Annotated in this window: 14 protein-coding genes; 7 read left to right on the top strand and 7 right to left on the bottom strand. The window is 42.6% G+C overall.

The features are described 5' to 3' along the window. Positions 1 to 19 precede the first annotated feature (19 nt). On the top strand, positions 20 to 406 hold the full coding sequence (locus tag JOC95_RS05495; protein WP_204414230.1) for a VOC family protein: 387 nt from the start codon (positions 20 to 22) through the stop codon (positions 404 to 406). A gap of 241 nt (positions 407 to 647) precedes the next feature. Here the strand turns inward: JOC95_RS05495 and JOC95_RS05490 are convergent, their stop codons facing one another. Both JOC95_RS05490 and JOC95_RS05485 read right to left on the bottom strand, forming a co-directional pair. Then, positions 648 to 1,709: a DUF3900 domain-containing protein gene (locus tag JOC95_RS05490; RefSeq protein ID WP_204414229.1), complete on the bottom strand. Its 1,062-nt coding sequence runs from the start codon at positions 1,707 to 1,709 to the stop codon at positions 648 to 650. 89 nt (positions 1,710 to 1,798) lie between these two features. After that, entirely contained in the window at positions 1,799 to 3,031 is a 1,233-nt protein-coding gene (locus JOC95_RS05485) for an MFS transporter (RefSeq protein ID WP_204414227.1), read from the bottom strand. 126 nt (positions 3,032 to 3,157) lie between these two features. On the opposite strand from JOC95_RS05485, the gene ltaE reads away from it, so the two are divergent. After that, positions 3,158 to 4,192, top strand: coding sequence for a low-specificity L-threonine aldolase (gene ltaE, locus JOC95_RS05480; RefSeq protein WP_204414225.1), 1,035 nt, complete (start codon positions 3,158 to 3,160; stop codon positions 4,190 to 4,192). A 377-nt stretch (positions 4,193 to 4,569) separates the two neighbouring features. Here the strand turns inward: ltaE and JOC95_RS05475 are convergent, their stop codons facing one another. The 5 genes from JOC95_RS05475 to JOC95_RS05455 all read right to left on the bottom strand — a co-directional run bounded on the left by JOC95_RS05475 (position 4,570) and on the right by JOC95_RS05455 (position 11,042). Then, positions 4,570 to 6,207, bottom strand: a complete 1,638-nt coding sequence (locus tag JOC95_RS05475) for an AMP-binding protein (RefSeq protein WP_204414223.1) — start codon at positions 6,205 to 6,207, stop codon at positions 4,570 to 4,572. An 89-nt stretch (positions 6,208 to 6,296) separates the two neighbouring features. Next, the gene (locus JOC95_RS05470) at positions 6,297 to 7,094 is read right to left on the bottom strand and encodes a hypothetical protein (protein WP_204414221.1); all 798 of its coding nucleotides are present in this window, start codon (positions 7,092 to 7,094) and stop codon (positions 6,297 to 6,299) included. A 154-nt stretch (positions 7,095 to 7,248) separates the two neighbouring features. After that, positions 7,249 to 9,405, bottom strand: a complete 2,157-nt coding sequence (locus JOC95_RS05465; protein ID WP_338083058.1) for an MMPL family transporter — start codon at positions 9,403 to 9,405, stop codon at positions 7,249 to 7,251. 265 nt (positions 9,406 to 9,670) lie between these two features. After that, complete coding sequence (locus tag JOC95_RS05460) at positions 9,671 to 9,874, bottom strand: hypothetical protein (protein ID WP_204414219.1); 204 nt, start codon at positions 9,872 to 9,874, stop codon at positions 9,671 to 9,673. A 190-nt stretch (positions 9,875 to 10,064) separates the two neighbouring features. Continuing rightward, complete coding sequence (locus tag JOC95_RS05455; RefSeq protein WP_204414217.1) at positions 10,065 to 11,042, bottom strand: Gfo/Idh/MocA family protein; 978 nt, start codon at positions 11,040 to 11,042, stop codon at positions 10,065 to 10,067. 369 nt (positions 11,043 to 11,411) lie between these two features. Here JOC95_RS05455 and JOC95_RS05450 point away from each other — a divergent pair, with 369 nt between their 5' ends. The 5 genes from JOC95_RS05450 to JOC95_RS05430 all read left to right on the top strand — a co-directional run bounded on the left by JOC95_RS05450 (position 11,412) and on the right by JOC95_RS05430 (position 16,945). Continuing rightward, a complete protein-coding gene (locus tag JOC95_RS05450) occupies positions 11,412 to 12,548 on the top strand; it encodes a M20 family metallopeptidase (protein WP_204414216.1) in 1,137 nt (378 codons plus the stop codon). Positions 12,549 to 12,659: 111 nt separating this feature from the next. Continuing rightward, a complete protein-coding gene (gene argC / locus JOC95_RS05445; RefSeq protein WP_204414698.1) occupies positions 12,660 to 13,697 on the top strand; it encodes an N-acetyl-gamma-glutamyl-phosphate reductase in 1,038 nt (345 codons plus the stop codon). 21 nt (positions 13,698 to 13,718) lie between these two features. After that, positions 13,719 to 14,960 carry a bifunctional glutamate N-acetyltransferase/amino-acid acetyltransferase ArgJ gene (gene argJ / locus JOC95_RS05440; RefSeq protein WP_204414697.1) on the top strand — a complete coding sequence of 414 codons (1,242 nt, stop codon included), beginning with the start codon at positions 13,719 to 13,721 and terminating at the stop codon, positions 14,958 to 14,960. Between the two features lie 13 nt (positions 14,961 to 14,973). Further along, positions 14,974 to 15,768, top strand: a complete 795-nt coding sequence (gene argB, locus JOC95_RS05435) for an acetylglutamate kinase (RefSeq protein WP_204414215.1) — start codon at positions 14,974 to 14,976, stop codon at positions 15,766 to 15,768. Positions 15,769 to 15,793: 25 nt separating this feature from the next. Then, positions 15,794 to 16,945, top strand: coding sequence for an acetylornithine transaminase (locus tag JOC95_RS05430; RefSeq protein ID WP_204414694.1), 1,152 nt, complete (start codon positions 15,794 to 15,796; stop codon positions 16,943 to 16,945).

Genomic DNA, 16,945 nt, shown 5'->3' with positions numbered 1-16,945 from the left:
AGGAAGGGAGAGGTTAACGTTGGCAATAAAACGTCTAGAGCATGTTGGGATAATGGTGAAGGATATCCAAAAATCGACATCATTCTATACAGATGTCCTCGGATTGAAATTGAAAGGGGAGCTCGACCATCCGAACGGAAAAATTAAACTCGCTTTCTTGGGGTTTGAGGTGGAAGGTGAAACAGAAATTGAGTTGATTGAGGGATATAATGATGCTTTGCATGCAGAAGGCAAGGTACATCATATCGCTTTGACTGTGGATGATGTCGAGGCAGAATACGAGCGTCTTCAGAGCATGGATGTCAAATTTGTGGAAAATGAAATCACTACCCTTCCCAATGGAGCAAGATACATCTTTTTTGAAGGACCAGATGGGGAGCGGATCGAGCTTTTTGAGAAAAATTGATGTTAATGAAGAAAGCAGGGGTCAATGGACTCCTGCTTTTTTTAGTTATTCCATTTTTTCTGTTTTCTTTTTAGAACTCTTTATCATTAATGCATAGGTAAAGCCAAGACAAATCATCCCCGAAATAGAGCATGCATAGCGCAGGAACGTCCACCAATCCATTTGCTCACCCCATCTAATTGATAGGGATATGTTTCCACAAAAATCAATCTATATTCATATCCTCTAGATTTCTAATATGCTAATGCTTTCGTTCCAGCTTTTCCACTATCAGCTTCAGATCGCTCGGTTTCAGCATTTCGACAGGGGAGACGTTTTTCTCGAATTGCAGAAAATCCCCCTCCAAAAGGACGACCACCCTATTATTGATCCTTGCGATATGAATATTTTCCCCGAAATCTGCTAGAATGCCTTTAACGGAAAGGTGGTCGAGCTTGAATTTGAGTTCGATATCGGGCGTATGTTCGATTATGCTCGTGGAAGCTTCGATTACTTGTTCATCCGACCAGCGTTCCTGCAGCTCCCGTTTTGGGCTTGTTGCCCACGCTTCCATCGCCGACTCCGCTTTTTCCTTTTCTTCACTTTCGTCCTGATAGGTTTCTGCGAGCTCCTGATGGACCATTCCCATCACTTGGGTCTTGATGATTTCCGGCATCGATTCCCCGTATTCCACATATTTGAGGAAATCCTCAAAATAGCGGGAATGGGAGGATTGATGGATCTTCAGTTCACCTTCCTCAACCATCCCTTCCTCAGGCATGAAAGGGTATTGAATCGACTTCATATTTTTAGTCGTGATGGCCATTTGCACATTATGTATCAATGTCTTTTCATCTGTAATGCTGGCAACCTTCTGTTCAAAGTCACATTTTAGGACAAAAACAAAAGGTTCATCGAAATATTTATTCAATTTGGCACGTGCAATGATCAGCACCCCGCCCCTCACTGCAGTGGTATCGGTATAGGTTCTTGCTACTTCTTCACTTGCCTTGGAGAACTGTTCCATTGTCTCGGCAAATTTAATGCGGTGGAATAGATTGTAGTTTGGATTTGAGCCAAGATCGTAGCCTGGTTCCACTGTGAAACGACCTATCTTTGTTGGCACCTGATCACTTTTGGGGTGACGGTCCACCTTTCGTTTGGAGATTTTCATGAGTTCCCCGTTAAGAAAGGATTTTAAAGGGCTATCCTGATAGTGCGCTTCATCAAGAGTTGCCATTTGCTTATAATGCTTTTTTGCATTATCTCCGCTGCCTTCAATTTCAATCACATAAAAGGCCAGAGACTGAATATCAAAATCCAAGATTAATCACCTAATTCATATTATTATCTTTTAAAAATCACTCTATCAGTATAGGCAACTGACCACGGTGGGTCAATTGCGAGAAGTGTTCACTCTCCATGCATTTCCCTTAACTTCTGATCTGTTGGAAGGAGGAAGGTGAGCAGTCCGATCAACGGCAGGCAAGCTGCAAACATGATGGTGTTATTCAAACCAATCCAGTCAGCTAGGATACCAAGAACTACTGATCCCACAGCACCCATTCCAAAAGCAAGGCCAACAATAAGGCCGGATACAAGTCCTATCCGCCCTGGAACTAGTTCTTGGGCATAAACAACGGTTACTGAGAAACTGGAAAGGATGATGAACCCGATCACACCCAATAGAACATAGGAGAACATCGGACCCGCATAGGGAAGAAGGAAAGCTAGCGGTGCAGAACCGAGCATACTGAGGAGGATCATGTTTCTCTTACCGAATCGATCGGCAAGGGGTCCCCCAAAGAAAGTCCCGACGGCTCCAGTTCCAAGGAAAATGAAAATATAGATCTGTGATTCGGCTATTGACAGGCCATAATTTTTAATTAGGTAGAAGGGATAGAAATTTGTTATTCCTGCATGGAACCAGGATCGGGCGAATACAAGGAAAATTAATAGAGTGATAGAGAATAGTACAAGTTTTTTTTGTTCAAGCTGTTTGTTCCCGGAAACTGTCTTTTTTTTGATCACAGCTTTTGCTGCTGATTCGGAAACCTTCATTTTATACCATCTGGCAATATAGAATAATAGAAACACCCCGAGACCGGCGACCAAGGTGAACCATATTGTACCGAATTGCCCGAATGGGACCAATAGAAATGCTGCGATAAGTGGTGCAAGCGCCTGACCGGAATTGCCTCCGACCTGATAGATGGATTGTGCCAATCCCCTGCGGTTCCCTGCAGCCATATAGGCCACCCTTGAACCTTCCGGATGGAACGTGGCAGAACCAATACCTATAAACATAACAGAGATTATGATCAGCCAGAATGTAGGTGCAATTGCAAGGCCCACAATCCCAACAAATGAAAAGATAAGACCTATTGGAAGAGCATATGGCGAAGGTCGTTTATCTGTATATAATCCGACTACCGGCTGGATCAGGGATGAGGTTGCATTTAACGCGAATCCAATCAGGCCGATTTGCGTAAATGTCAGTCCCATCGAATTTTCGAGAACAGGAAACAAAGCAGGGACAACCGACTGGATGGCGTCATTCAAAAGATGCACCAAGCCGATGATGAATAGGATGGAATAGACTGTTTTGTTTTCTTCTTTAGGTATAGAGATTTTTTGAGCTAACATATTGAATACTCCCTTTGCGCTGAACTATGATAATCATAGCATGACATTTTGTGCAAAAGGTATCGTTTTTTACGGAAAGCGAAATAAATTGGGACAAGGAACCTGTTGTCCCCATGGAGGTTCATAATGATAGATCTAAGAAGTGATACGATTACAAGACCGACGGAAGAAATGCGGAAGGCAGCATATGAAGCGGAAGTGGGGGATGATGTGTATGGAGAAGATCCCACTGTTCGCAGATTGGAAGAGAAAGCTGCTGAAATGCTGGGGAAGGAAGCGGCGCTGTTTGTTACAAGCGGAACGCAGGGGAACCAGATTGCCGTTCTTACACATTGCAGACCGGGAAATGAAATATTGCTGGAAGCGGATTCACATATCTTCTATTATGAATCGGGGGCTGTGGCAGCACTTGCTGGGGTTCAAACAAGAACAATCAAAGGTGAAAATGGGGCAATGAACCCCGATGATGTGCTCGCAGCCATCAGGGCTGAGGACCAGCACTTTCCTGAAACCGGCTTGATCTGCATCGAAAATACCCATAACCGTGCCGGTGGAGCTATTGTTCCTGTATCCAATATGAGGGATATCTATCAGCATGCACAGTCTCATCATATACCTGTCCATGTGGATGGGGCAAGGCTATTTAATGCAGCAGCCGCTGCAAATTGTTCCATTCAGGAATTTACCCAATACTGTGATACAGTGCAGATTTGCCTTTCAAAAGGGCTTGGTGCGCCAGTCGGTTCCATCCTTGCAGGGTCTGAGGAATTCATCAAAAGAGCAAGAAAGTGGAGAAAACGCCTGGGCGGTGGTTTGAGGCAGGTAGGGATCATCGCAGCACCGGGATTGGTGGCATTGACTAAAATGACGGAGAGACTTTCCGAGGATCATGAAAATGCCAGATTTTTGGCTGAGGCACTAGGTGAGGTTGATGGCTTGATCATTACCAACTCCGTGGACACCAATATCGTTGTCTTGGAAGTTTGCGGGCTTGGATGTTCAGCTGATAAGTTCGTCGCTGCGCTGAAAGAAAAAGGAGTCCTTGCCGTGACTTTCGGACCTACACAGGTGAGATTGACAACCCACTATGATGTGAGCCGGGCAGAGTTGGAGAAAGCAGTTGAGGCGATTATTGAGGTAAGGGAAGAGATTAAGAAATAGGGAGAGAATGGGAGGGCCTTAATGTTGGGTCGTCCTTTTCCTACTTTTATAGTAATTATGGCGATTCTATGGAAGCACTATCCGATGTCCCCTTAATGGACTTTTCACGGGGGAAACTTGAATAAAAGTGCCATAGCATGTTGCTAATGGACATTTAAAAGGGTCAAAAGCTCAAAAAGGTCAATAGAAGGTGGCTAATGGCCATTTCTAAGGGAGACATACTCAAAAAGGCCAATAGAAGCCCGCTTAATGGATTTCATAGAAGGAAGCCCGCTAAAAAAAATAAAAGTAAGCTACTAACGTAATCCCAACAAGTGTGTATTTAAAAAGAAGCTGCCCAAAAAGTCAAACCGACTTTCTGGACAGCCTCCAATAGCTTATTTCACAAGCTCCCGCACGGCATATTCCTTTAGCTTGAACTTCTGGATTTTTCCGGACGCGGTCATCGGGTACTCATCTACTATTTCGACATAGTGTGGAATTTTAAAACGCGATATTTTGCCAGAGCAATAGCTTTTTACTTCTTCAGCCGAGAGCATCTCTCCTTCTTTTACCTTGATGAAGGCGGCAACCTGCTCGCCGAACTTTGCGTCGGGGACACCAACAATCTGGACATCGAATATTTTCGGATGTGTGTAGAGAAATTCTTCAATTTCACGTGGATAGATGTTTTCTCCGCCACGGATGATCATGTCCTTCAACCGGCCAGTGATCTGGATATATCCATCATCATCCATCGTGGCAAGGTCACCGGTGTGAAGCCAGGAATCCCTGTCAATGGCAGAAACGGTCTGGTCCTTCATTTTATAATAGCCCTTCATGACGAGGTATCCTCTTGTACAAAGCTCCCCTTGGACACCGTTCGGAACGGTTTCTCCAGTTGTCGGATCGATGATCTTCACCTCTACATTTTCAAGGGCCCTACCTACGGTTGAAACTCTTCGCTCGATGCTATCATCTGGTCTTGTCTGGGTGATGACCGGTGAAGCTTCAGTCTGTCCGTATGCAATCGTGATTTCACTGGCCCCCATTTCATGTACCACTTTTTTCATAACCTCTGTCGGGCAGGTGGAGCCGGCCATGATGCCGGTCCGTAAGCTCGATAGGTCATACTGATGAAAATCTGGATGGTTCAGCTCGGCAATGAACATGGTCGGTACGCCGTAAAGCGCTGTACATTTCTCCTGTTCCACCGCTTTAAGCACAAGAAGCGGATCGAATGTTACGAGAGGAACCATTGTTGCACCGGTTGCAACCGCTGCAAGCGTCCCCATCACACAACCGAAGCAATGGAAGAATGGCACAGGGATACAGATCTTGTCCGCCTCTGTCAGCCGCTGGCATTCCGCGACATTGATGGCATTATTGATAATGTTGGAATGGGAGAGCATGACACCTTTTGGAAAACCGGTGGTACCTGATGTATATTGCATGTTGATCACCTCATCCGGTGAGAGGCTTTGCTGAATTTCCTGCAGTGCTTCATCTGAAATCTCAGTCCCTGCCCGTAATAAGTGATTCCACGTATACATTCCAGCATGAGGATAATCTCCAAGAAAGACGATGTTTTTCAGTTTTGGAAACCGGGAAGATGTCAACTCGCCAGGGGGCTGTTCTGCAACCTCCGGACAGATTTCTTTGAAAGTATCAAGATAGCTGACCCCTTTGAATTCTTCCATAAGAAGGAGGGTGGTAGAATCCGATTGTTTCAGGAGGTACTCAAGCTCTTGGGATTGGTAGCTGGTATTTACAGTTACAAGCACTGCACCTATTTTTGCACTTGCATATTGAGTAATGACCCACTCTGGTTTGTTGGATGCCCAGATGGCGATATGATCACCTTTTTTGACTCCCATGCTCATAAGACCTTTTGCTACAGTGTTGCAAACATCCTGGAACTCGCGATATGTATAGCGAAGGTTTTGCTCCACATAGACGACAGCTTCCTTGGTCGGGAATTTTCCAGCGGTTTCATCCAATAGGTCTCCAATCGTTTTATGTACAAGTTCTGCCATTTGAGATACCTCCAATATATGTGATACTTAAATATTAGTATGAATGTTCTGAAAAATCAATTTAAAAAAGACTAGCTGCATAATAGCAGCTAATCTACACTGACTTTTTCTTTTTCGGTCATTTCAATTGATTCATCCTTTTGTTGAGGGAGCTTCCTAGGAATAATCCGTTTTCCTTTTGTATTAAACAGATTCCCCAAATAGTAGAGAGTTTGTTTGTATTTGGTTTCGAAATAGAGGACTGCAGCATCAATCTTATCTATCATTGTTTGCCTTAATGTATCCATTTTATTTTCAATCTGCTTTGTATTGGCATCCTGTTGATCCATGCGCTGAATGACTGTTTGATGAAACATATCCTGTATTTCAAGTTGTCTATTAATTTGCTCGTAAAGGGATTCCTGATCCTTCATTTTCTGTTGAATATCTTTATATAGCATTTCATAGTCATTCAGCTGATTGTGTATTTTCCTCGTCAAATCCTCTTGATATGACAGTTGATCGATTGTTGCCTGGCTCATCAGACGTTCTTCCTCAAGGGTTCTGCTCACTTCTCCGCTCATTGATTCCAGGGCCTTGAGCCGATCTATTACCTCCTTTGTGTTTCTATCGTTAAGATGTATTTCTTTCTTAAGGAGTTCGCTTGCTTCCTCCTGGATCCCCATTTTGGTTAGGATATTATCGAATTGATGCAGTTGATGGGCATTTGTCTCTTCTAATTTTTCCTGAACATAAAATACAGAATGAGAGAGTGTATCATTGGTTTGGGCTTGCTTGTTCAAAAGCTCCATCAAATAGTTTTTCCTAAGGACACTCTGATTGCTCTCACTCATTATATGGTCGACATATAATTTAGGTTTGGGATGTAACTGTTCTTCGTCGGTCATCTTAACACTCCTTGGTTATGTGATTAAAAACAGAAGGGGGGTACTATATCATATGGAACTTCAGTGAGGATGCGGATTGTCTACTGAAATCTAGGCATTTGACTAGTAAAAAAGAGCAAGAATCCATTTTGAGATCCTTACTCTTTTTCGTACACTATTTAGCTGTCGCTTTTTTGGGCTTCTTAGTATGGAAGAACCACCAATTCCAATCTCCAAGCATTTTCATGAAGGCGGGCACAAGTATCATTCGGACGATGGTTGCATCAATGAAAATGGCAAGAGCGATTCCGACACCCAATTGTTTGACAGGCATGACACCTGTAAAAGCAAATGCGCCTGTGACAACGATCATAATTGCCGCAGCAGATGTGATGATTTTACTTGTTGCTGTCAATCCTTCCAAAGTGGCGCTATCATTATCTCCGCTTTTCAAGTAGTTTTCATGAATTCTTGAAATAAGGAACACTTCATAATCCATACTTAAAGAAAAGACTATCGAAAAGACGAAAATGGGCAGGATCAGTGCCAGGGAAACTGGCTCCATCCCGAAATGACCACCTTGGAAGATCCAGACGACAATTCCAAAAGTTGCAGCAAGACTCAGGATGTTCATCATAATCGCCTTTAGAGGGATAAGTAAGGAACGGAAAGCCACAAGCAATATAAAGAATGTCGTGATAACGATAAAGGCAAATCCATATGGTGCCTTTTCAACAATCTCGTCGAAGATTTCCTGTTCGAATTTAGGTACCCCCCCTAGATGAAGGGTCAAATCAGTATCTTTTTTCTCCCATTCCTTGACCCACTGCTGTGCGGATTTTTCATCCTCAAAATAAACATAAGAGAGCATCATCTCTGAAGATGTAAAATTATCAATGATGGGTGCCAATGAAGATTTGCCTTCAGGCTGCTGCAGAGTGAGGTAAAAGTCTTCGGCATTGTCTATCCCCGACAAGGTAAATGGGGACTCCACAGATACTACGTCATCCGATTCTGTGATGGAGGAGAGCATGCTTTCAGCTTTGATCAGATTATCTTCATCAAGTATCTCTCCGTTGGATTCAAGAATCACAACAGCTTTTACGTCTTCACTTTTATTCTTTTCGACAAAATTCATCTTGTACTTATCATAGGCCACTCTAGAATCATATGAAGTCGGGAGTGCATCAGCCCCAGGAACAACCAAGTTCATATCCTTTACAGGTAACAGTGCAGTTATCAATAGTACAAGCGTCACGAGTACCATGATTACAGGACGGTTCATGACAAATGTAGCGAACCTTCTCCATAATGGGGAACGGACACTTGCAACTTTCAGGATGGAATACTTGTTAATATTTTTGCCTATCAGAGAGAGCACCGCTGGAAGGAACGTAAGTGCAGATAAAACTGAGACGAAAACCACAGTCATGCCTCCCAATGCGACATTTCGGAAAATGTCAATTTCGATGAACATCAATCCAAGAAGTCCGATGAACACGCATAATCCGGAAAAAACAATGGAACGTCCTGCTGTCGCGAGAGTAATTTCAATTGCTTCTTTTATGGAAGCTTTCCTGACTTCCTCCCTGAATCTGTCGATAAACAACAAGGCAAAATCAATACTCAATGCCAAACCGATCATCGGAACTATGTTCAGGATGAAAATGGTCAGATTCATTTGATAGCTGAAAAAATACATGATTCCCATGGTAGAAACAATGGAAACTATCCCGATTAACAGGGGAATACCGGCTGCAACCAGGCTGCCAAAAGCAAGGAGGAGAATGATCAGTGCGATAGGAAGGGCTATCATTTCCGCTTTTGCCAGATCCTTTTGACTAGCTACATTCAGATCTTCTTCAATAACCGGACCACCCGTCATCTCCACATTAAATCCTGGTTTTTCCTCTAGACTTGATGAGAGGCTGCGGATTTCTTTCCCAATATTTTCAGGTTTATCTTCATAGGACAGAACGGCATAAGCTATATTTTCTTTCATCATTTCTTTTTGACCCAATGGACTTAATATTGTGCCCGAGTTGGCGTCTAAATCTATTCGAACCAAAGTATCCTCTATATAATTTTCAAACTCTGCCTGGCTGATTTTGTTTTCCTTTTCAAAAATAAAAAGGATGGAGGATTGATTCTGATTGAACTCCTCTTCTAGAATCGCCTGTGTTCTCATATAGCTTCCATCATATTCAAATCCATTGCCGCTTAATACGGTAGGCAGTTTCGAGGCGAAAAATCCGAAAAAAATGATAAATATGCACCACAACACGATCATCCATTTTCTATGATTATAAATAAAACGTCCAAACCCCTTCACTTGCATCTCCTCCGAATTATGTATTAACCCGATATCCATTATCTTATTTGAAAGGAGGATTGTATACAAATAAGTTTTTCTAACAGTCAAATAAAGAAGACCCCCACTACGGGCCTTCTTTAAGGCTATTAAAAGGTGTGGTTTATTAGAAATTAATTTATAGGAGACTGTAGGCGGCAGTTTCCATGTGTACGAAGGAAGGTGAAGATAGGTGGCCCTTGCAGGTGGCGTTTTAACTTTGGCTAAAAGCTGGCGTTATAGAATATCATTGCGAACTCCGAATGCAGGTAGCTATTGAATAGAACCTGTAAATCCTGAACCAGTTTTTTCGCTGAGATTTTTGCTCGCTCATCAGATTGTTTTTTTCCAGTTTGACATTATGCTTTTTGAGAATATTATCTACTAGAAGATTTGTGCTGTTTAGAGTGAGCTTGGAAATTTCATTTTGAATATCAACACGCTTAGCCATAAATCAACCTCCTTTTAATGCCTCACCACATACTATGTGAGAGAGTAGAAAAAGACTTGGACAAACATCTTCTATCAAAGGACCATTTTTACAATTTTAAATAGAAAGGGCGATAGTATAATAGGGAGTATAGGGGAGATAAGTTTGAGAATAAAAATAAGGCTCCCTAGTAGAGAGCCTTAAAAGAAGGTCAATCAGCCGGATATACCAAGTCTATCTGTTTCCTTGCTTCTTCCAATATTCCATGCGTGGACATTGAATTGGTAAAGCTGTTTATGGTTGGTTCCAGCGTGCCATTATTCACAAGATTCATGAATTCTTGAGCTTCGTAATACATGGAATTTGATTTCTGAGGGACACTGATATCTTCTGACGTGCCATCTTTATAGAAAATCTGGACCATTTCAGGTGTATGGATTTTATCTATCACCATCGTGCCGGCTTCTCCCTGGATTTCAGCAGGTACGTACGAATTGACAATCTTGGAATGGGTAATGACAGCTTCCATTCCCGGATACTCAAATAGGACACTGCCTTGTCCATCTACGCCGGAATCAAGCATCACGGCATTTGCCTTGATCGATAAGGGTGCACCAAAAAGAACGACCATCGGATAAATGGTATAGATGCCGATATCCATTAAGGATCCATTCGAAAACTCAGGCTTGAAGGCATTAAGGATGATACCTTCTTTATACTTATCATAACGGGATGAATATTGACAGTAGCTGGCAGAATATCTTCTGATCTTACCGATCTTATGGAGATTCTCCTTAATTGTAATGAAGTTGGGCAGATAGGTTGTCTTTAGTGCTTCCATAAGAAGTACTTTTTGTTCTTTGGCGACTCTAATCATTTCTTGAAGCTCTCTTGTATTGGAAGCAATCGGTTTTTCGCAAAGTACATGCTTCTTGTTTTTCATGCATAGAATGGCCTGCTCGTTATGTAAAGAATTGGGGCTGGCAATGTAGACTGCATCGATTTTATCACTGGATGCAAAATCATTTAAATCTGTATAAATGTTTTCTGCACCATGTTTGGCGGCAAATTCCTGAGCTCGTTCTTTTGTACGGGAATAAACGGCAGTCAAAGTGAAACCCTCGACTTCACTTGCAGCAGCGATAAAGCTCTCTGTAATCCAGTTGGTCCCAATAATTCCAAATCGCATATGTAACGACTCCTTTATGTATGGATGATGGTACAATCTTATACTAAAAAAAGATAATAGACAAAAAAAGAAGACACCGTTGAAGGTGTCTTCTTTGCGTATTGAGGCGATATTCTGCATGACCACATTCATGCATTGCTACAAGTAGCGTGAATATCGACTTACACAATTCAGCTCATCGCCAAATTAATATATCATATACATAAGAGGGATGCAAGCCATCTTTATTACTTCCTGAATTTACTATGTTTAAACTTATGAAAATAATAGAATAAATGAAATATAGGATATTATGCTTATTTTAAAGTTATAATGGAGAAAAGGTGAAAAACTATCAAATTGTGTTAATCATGTCAGGAGAGAGTAGAAATGCGTCAGTATTTAATGGAAAAACAAAATGAAATGCTAGAACTGCTAGAAAGAATGGTAAATATCGATAGCGGTTCCTATATCAAGGAGGGAGTGGATGAGATCGGGGCAATACTCATGAAGGAGTATAGGGACATGGGTTTTGCTGTACAGGAAGTGAAGCAAGAGGAATATGGTAACCACTTAATCATCCAACACCCACTGGCAAAAAACCCCAAAACGCTCATCATAGCCCACATGGACACCGTATTTCCTGAGGGTACTGCAGAGAAACGTCCTTTTCACATAAAAGATAACCGTGCGTATGGTCCTGGTGTCATCGACATGAAAGCAAGTCAAGTAGCGGTCTTATATGCAATGAAAGCCCTGATAAAGTTTCATTCGAAAGCATACCAGGATGTTCTCATCGTCCTGAACAGCGATGAGGAAATCGGATCGCCGACCTCAAAAGGTCTGATAGAGAATAAAGCGGAAGGAAAGAAATATGCCTTGGTTATGGAGCCGGCCAGGAAAGATGGTTCCGTGGTTACTTCAAGAAGGGGAAAAGGGCATTATACCATCAGTGTAAAGGGCAGGGCTGCCCATTCCGGGATCGAACCGGAAAAAGGAAGAAGCGCTATCGAAGAACTGGCATATAAAATTATCCGTTTGCACGATCTGACCGATCATGAAAAGGGAATCAGTGTAAATGTAGGATTGATAGAAGGCGGATCTTCTGTGAATACCGTATCTGATACCGCCATGGCAGAAGTGGATATTCGTATTTCGGAAAGGGAGCAAGCAAAACCAATGGAAGAAAAAATAGAATCCATTTGCGCATCAACAGATGTAAAAGGGACAGAAATCCATTTGGAAGGAAAGATGAACCGTCTGCCCATGGAGAAAAACGCCCAAACCACTTCCTTGTTGCATATGATTGAAGATGTTGGAGTGGAAATGGGGTTAAAAGTGAAAGATACCGCAACAGGAGGTGGCTCTGATGCTTCCTTTACCGCAGCGATGGGAGTGGCAACAATCGATGGGATGGGACCGGTCGGCGGAAATGCCCATAGTGAAGCGGAATATCTTGAAATACCTTCACTGATCGAACGGATAGAACTCCTTGCTAAAACGATCAATAAGCTTTCAGAAGAATAACCGAAGTCGTCTCTATAAAAAGAGACGGCTTTTCTAAAAATTATTATTGTATTTTTATGCATACGAAGTTATAATGATTCATATTATTAGCGAGAGGAAGCGGTGTTGAAAATGAATGTTGGAATAATCGGGGCTAATGGCTACAGCGGTGTGGAGCTGATACGATTGCTGCATCAACACCCGTTTGTTCAACTGAAATATCTTGCTTCCCATTCTTCAAGCGGCAAGCTGATCAGTGAACAATACCCCCATCTACAAGGGATTATCGAGGATAGAATCGGAGAACTGGATATAAATGAGGCAGCTTCAAAAATAGAATTGATGTTTTTCGCAACTCCATCAGGGGTTTCAAAAGATTTGATTCCGGCTTTCCTTGAAAAAGGCATCACATGTATTGATCTGTCGGGAGACTTTCGGCTGAAGGATGGGACGATATACGAAAAGTGGTATAAAAATGCAAAAGCGTCTGACGAAAACCTACAAAATGCTACATATGGATTACCAGAAATTTTCCGTGAAGAGATAATAGGCTCGACACTGATTGCCAATCCCGGCTGCTACCCGACTGCAACACTCCTTGGCCTTGCACCTGCACTTAACAATGGATTGATATCCGGTGAAAATATTGTAATCGATGGGAAATCAGGGGTTTCCGGAGCAGGAAGAAAAGCTTCTTTGGGAACACATTATGGGGAAATAAATGAAAATATGAAAGCATATAAGCTTGGTTCTCATCAGCATATACCAGAAATCGAGCAAATCATCTCCCATCTTTCCGGCACAGATCATCCTATCACGTTTTCTACACATCTTGTTCCGATGACAAGGGGCATATTATGTACGATTTATGCTGATTTAAAAATAGATACCACAACAGGAGAATTGTTAACACAATATGAGGAATATTATCAAAACAATTTTTTCGTTCGGATTCGACCGCTTGATGTATGGCCGGCCACCAAAGAAGTACTTGGTTCCAATTACTGTGATATTGGACTTAAGGTGGAAGAGAGGACGAACAAACTTATCATCGTTTCAGTGATTGATAATGTCGTGAAAGGTGCGGCTGGGCAGGCTGTACAAAATATGAACCTACTGAATGGCTGGGCGGAAGAGACCGGTTTAACGTTCAGCCCTGTTTATCCATAGAGAAGTGAAAGGACGGATATGATGAATACAAACTTGACGGTAAAAGAAGTGAAATCATGGATAAAAGTGGAAGGTGGAAGCGTTAGTTCCCCTATCGGATTCTCTGCTGGAGGCTTGCATTGCGGAATCAAACGTAAGCGGAAGGATTTGGGCTGGATCTATTGTTCCGTACCGGCCATTTCGACAGCAGTCTATACGACAAATCTATTTCAAGCTGCTCCTCTTAAGGTGACTAAGGAAAGCATAGGTTCAAATGGTAAGCTGCAGGGCATCATCGTCAATTCAGGAAATGCAAATTCCTGTACAGGTGATGAAGGCCTTCAACATGCATATATGATGAGAAGCGCATTTGCAAAGCAAACCGGGTTAGAGGAAGAGGATGTGGCTGTCGTCTCCACCGGGGTCATCGGTGAACAATTGCCAATCAATAAAATACTGAATGGTATAGAAAAGATAACCGGCTTAGAGGAAGGCAACAAAGCCCCGGAATTTGAAGAGGCAATCCTTACAACGGATACTTTCACAAAGAATGAGTGTCTGCAGGTCAAGTTAAAAGATAAAACCATCACCATTGCCGGTGCCGCAAAAGGCTCAGGAATGATCCATCCAAACATGGCAACCATGCTTGGATTCATTACAACAGATGTCCATATTGAGCAGGGTGCCTTGGAAAAGGCCCTTAAAAGCGTAACAGATCAGACCTTTAACATGATCACCGTGGATGGGGACACCAGCACCAATGATATGGTCATCACAATGGCAAGCGGTTTGGCGCATAACGAACTTCTTCAGGAGGACGATCCGGAGTACCCTCTCTTTGTTGAAGGGCTGCAGGAAGTTGCTTTATCTTTGGCCAAACAGATTGCCAGGGATGGAGAGGGTGCGACTAAATTGATTGAAGTGACTGTAGAGGGATCTCTTACTGAACAGGATGCACAAAACATCTCCAAAACCATTGTTGGCTCCAGTCTTGTAAAGACAGCAATTTTCGGGGAAGATGCCAACTGGGGAAGAATCGTGTCTGCCATCGGGTACAGCGGCATCCATATCGATCCAAATTCGATCAGAGTCAGCATCGGGCCAATCAAAGTGGTGGAAAACGGTTTCTCATACGGATTTTCTGAAGAGGAAGCTAAAAGCTATCTTTCAAATGAAGAGATAAAAATTTTTGTTCATATCGGGGCAGGCAATGAAAAAGCTACTGCTTGGGGCTGTGACCTTTCTTATGATTATGTCCGAATCAATGCTTCATATAGAACATAAAGGGAGTGCTGGAATGGAATATCTGGTAATTAAAATCGGCGGAAGTGTCATGGATAAGATTCCACCTTCTTTTTATAAGGATCTTGTAAAGATGAAAGTGCAACATGGGGTACAGCCTGTACTTGTCCATGGAGGAGGACCGAATATCTCCTCCCATTTAGAGTTGATGAAGATTCAAAGTCCATTCATCAATGGCATACGGAAAACAACCGAGCCTGTCCTACAAGTGGTAGAAATGATTCTGTCAGGGAGCACGAACAAAGAACTCGTGCGAAACATCATAAAAGCTGGAGGGAATGCTTTTGGGCTTAGTGGTGTAGACGGAATGCTCCTTGAGGCAAAGCTTTTGGAAAGTGAAGTGGACTTTGGACTTGTTGGTGAAATAGTCTCGGTTAATCAAGGGATATTGCAACAGTTGGCAGCCATTGAAATGATCCCCGTTGTATCACCCGTCGCAGTCGATGGGCTGGGGCAAAGCTATAACATCAATGCAGATTGTGCAGCTGCAGCGATTGCGAAGGCGCTTCACGCATCACTCTGTATCGTTACAGATGTAGATGGTGTTTTTGCCAATGACAAGGTCATTCCGGCTATATCAGATTTGGAAGCAGATCGGCTCATAGAAAATGAGACCATTACAGGTGGAATGATCCCAAAAGTCCAATCTGCTTTTCAAACATTGAATGAAGGTGTCAAAGAGGTTGTCATTCTTAACGGATCTAGCGAGCGAATTCTTTCGGACTTTATTCAGGGCAAAGACGTAGGCACCACTTTTTACCTAAAGGAGGCAATGAAGAACATTGGCTGATTCCATCAAAGCTCTTTCTCCAGTCATGGATACATATAAACGATTCCCAATTAACTTCGTTGAAGGAAAAGGCTGTTATTTATGGGATGAGAATGGTACCGAGTTTCTTGATTTTACATCCGGGATAGCAACATGCAATCTTGGTCATGTTCCTGAAAATGTCAAGAATGCCGTACAATTGCAGCTTACTAAACTCTGGCATACTTCCAATCTATTTCATATAGAGAATCAGGAAGAGCTCGCCAAAAAACTAATTTCACATAGCTGTCTTGATCAGGCATTCTTTTGCAACAGCGGTGCTGAGGCGAATGAAGCTGCCATAAAATTGGTGCGAGCCCATTCAACAAAAAATGGTAAGCGTCCACTGATAGCTGCATTTAAACAGTCGTTCCATGGCAGGACGATGGCAACTGTATCTGCAACAGGCCAGGAAAAGATACGAGCAGGCTTTGAACCATTGCTCGATGGGTTTATCCATTTTCCTTACAATGACTTTGGCGCCTTGGAAATGATGAAAGATGCTTCACCAAGCGCTGTGATGCTTGAACTGATTCAGGGAGAGGGAGGAGTGATTCCGGCAAAACAGGATTGGATAGATGAACTCGTGAAAGTATGTAGTGAGGAAGACATACTGATAATTGTAGACGAAGTACAGACAGGAATGGGCAGAACAGGTAAATTATTTGCCTATGAGCACTACGGCTTCGAACCTGACATCCTCACCCTTGCCAAAGGTTTGGGATCTGGTTTTCCGATTGGAGCCATGCTGGCAAAAGGGAACGTAGGCTCTGCTTTCCAGCCTGGAAGTCATGGCAGCACCTTTGGCGGCAATCCGCTGGCATCTGCTGCAGGGTTGGCAACTTTAACGGAATTGACGAGCTCATCTGTTCTAGAAAATGCCATTAAGGCTGGTGAGAAAATAGGAGCTCTACTTGAAAATTTAAAAGCCAAATTTCCCTTCATCAAAAGCATAAGAGGAAAAGGGCTTCTGATTGGGATCGAAATTGATGGGGAGGCAGTCAACTTGATTGATTACATACTTCAGGAAAAGCTTCTGGTTGTATCTGCTGGTCCAAATGTAATCAGACTACTACCTCCACTCAATATTTCTAAAGAAGAGATTGATATTTTCGAAGTGAAATTCACACGTGCATTAGAACGTTATTTGGAGGCATGA

This window comes from Sutcliffiella tianshenii (assembly GCF_016908565.1).
GTDB lineage: Bacteria > Bacillota > Bacilli > Bacillales > Bacillaceae_I > Sutcliffiella_A > Sutcliffiella_A tianshenii.
This window is presented reverse-complemented; position numbering and strand designations above follow the sequence as displayed.